The following is a 2051-nucleotide window of genomic DNA, read 5'->3' on the forward strand; positions in this document are numbered from 1 at the left end:
AGTTCCCGCCGTCTTTTTCTCGATTTTACCTCGTGCATCTTCCGGGCAAACTTCTGCTTGATACGTTTCCGCAATCTCACATAGTCGGGACGGATAACATAGCCGAGAAAATCAATGCCTTCCTCTACAGGAAACACCCGCTCATTAGGCTTGATTTCCAAATCTATTTTCTCCATCTGCCCGTGAACAGCATCACGAATCTTCCACAATTCCGCTTTCGATTTACCGAGTACCAGTCCATCGTCACAATAGCGATAATAGTAACGAACCCCGTACTTATCCTTCAGATAGTGGTCTAAAAATACAGACAGAAGCAGATTTCCTGCTCCTTGTGAGCTGCGCAGCCCGAAGCTGATACCTTCAGGCAACAACGTTACAAAACGCTCCAGCAAAACCAGCAGCCTTTCGTCCTTGAATACCCTCCGGAAGCACCACATAACAAAGTCCTGCCGCGCATTGTCGTAAAACCTACGGATGTCAAACTTGTATGCGTAAAGTGTGTCTTCCGGGTCTTTTTGCAAATCGGTACGTATGCAGTTCATCAGGTCATGAGTACCGCGCCTTTTGATGCTTGCCCCGGTTGTCCGGATGTAACGTTTTTGCAGGTGGCGGTCCACCACGTTCATGATGGCAAACACAGCGATGCGGTCTTTCATGGACAGGATCTGCAAAATACGTTTTTTACCGTATTCTTCAATTTCCCTCTCATGGTAGCCGCCCAGCCGAAATGAGCCGTCCGCAATGGAAGCCGCCAGTTCGGCGATAATCTTCTCCCTATGGGTAAGCAGATACCGGCCCTGCCTCGACCTTTTGCGCTTTGAGCCGCGCAGTACGGTATCGAACGCCTCCGACATGTTGGAGTATTCGATGATTTCCTCGATGATATGTCCTTCCCTGCGCATATTGTTCAGCTGTCGGTTAATAAACATGGAAGATAAGGGCCTTCCTTTCCCCGGGTCCGACTTCTTCGAATCACAAGTGACCTACCAAACTCCACCCGACGCGTGATTTTTCAGCTTTCCACCTTTTCTGGTGCTGTTGCTGTGGCTTGCTCCCCTCGGCACCGCTTCGGGGACACGTCCCCGCTGCTGTACGCCGATTCGTCAGATTTCCAGACGGGAACCGACATTCGTATTCGTATTCGAAGCATCGTTGTTCGCATTCGCATTCGACACACCGCCATTCGCATTCGCATTGTTGTACCCGCGATAGACCACACGGACTATCGGGAAGCTCCACCGCTGCAAAGTTACTGATTTAACAGGCAAAACAGGTAAACGAATTACACTATCAGCCAAAATAAGACGGATATACCACCACCCGCGATGGTGAGTCCCCAATCAATCCAGTCCCAAGGACTTCCCCGAAGGGTATCTTTCAGTTCCAGACAGGAAGCCGCAATGGCCGCAGCATAAAAGGCCGTCCAAGGAGTAAATCCAAATAGACCTACCATCAAACCACCGATAAGATGCTTGTAACGGTTGTTCATTTTCAAAAATGCGATAATCTTTTTCATATACCTCAAATTTCTATTTTTTCGACCGGCTTCGCCGGTATTTGAATACCTTTTAAATGGAATTCGGAAACCATCCGAATCCCGTTCTTTCGTTTTGGTCGCTTCGCTCCACGCTTTGGCGCTTTGCGATTACGACACCTCGCGTATCGCCTTGTACGCTGCAACGCTTTGCGCCCGGACGATTTTGCCGCGGAAGGCCAGACGGGAACCGACATGCGTATACGTATTCGAAGCATCGCTGTTCGCATTCGCATTCGACACACCGCCATTCGCACTCGCATTGCTGTACCCGCGATAGACCACACGGACTGTGGCAGTACTTATCCAGTACTTATCGGAATAGTAGGTAGAAGATGATCCGTTCAGATTACCAACCGGAACCATGTCCATATACTTGCCATGCGCCACGCCTGTTATCCATTGGTCACTGGATGTTTTGCCCTGCACCCAGCGCACTGTGCCGTCAGGCATCCAAATGCGCCATTTGCCCTGGTTGCCGCTGTCATTCGGCAGATCCACGCCGTCCATCATGTCA

4 protein-coding genes are annotated in these 2051 nt (G+C 50.1%); all 4 read right to left on the reverse strand.

Annotated elements, in window-relative coordinates; all coding sequences use genetic code 11:
• Positions 1 to 902 (reverse strand): reverse transcriptase domain-containing protein (locus tag LPH68_RS26035; protein ID WP_230297256.1); only part of this gene is annotated, 902 nt, incomplete at its 3' end.
• 201 nt (positions 903 to 1103) lie between these two features.
• On the reverse strand, positions 1104 to 1298 hold the full coding sequence (locus LPH68_RS26040) for a hypothetical protein (protein WP_153881284.1): 195 nt from the start codon (positions 1296 to 1298) through the stop codon (positions 1104 to 1106).
• Positions 1283 to 1516 carry a hypothetical protein gene (locus LPH68_RS26045; RefSeq protein WP_149949497.1) on the reverse strand — a complete coding sequence of 78 codons (234 nt, stop codon included), beginning with the start codon at positions 1514 to 1516 and terminating at the stop codon, positions 1283 to 1285. Before LPH68_RS26045 ends, LPH68_RS26040 begins: the two co-directional genes overlap by 16 nt.
• Positions 1517 to 1645: 129 nt before the next feature.
• Positions 1646 to 2051 (reverse strand): hypothetical protein (locus tag LPH68_RS26050; protein WP_230297255.1); only part of this gene is annotated, 406 nt, incomplete at its 5' end.

Source organism: Bacteroides sp. 1_1_30 (assembly GCF_020982715.1).
GTDB classification, from domain to species: domain Bacteria; phylum Bacteroidota; class Bacteroidia; order Bacteroidales; family Bacteroidaceae; genus Bacteroides; species Bacteroides xylanisolvens.

Excerpts from the sequence above, each read along its gene's own strand:
- LPH68_RS26045 (WP_149949497.1), bottom strand. The coding sequence starts at position 1,516 with ATGAAAAAGATTATCGCATTTTTGAAAATGAACAACCGTTACAAGCAT.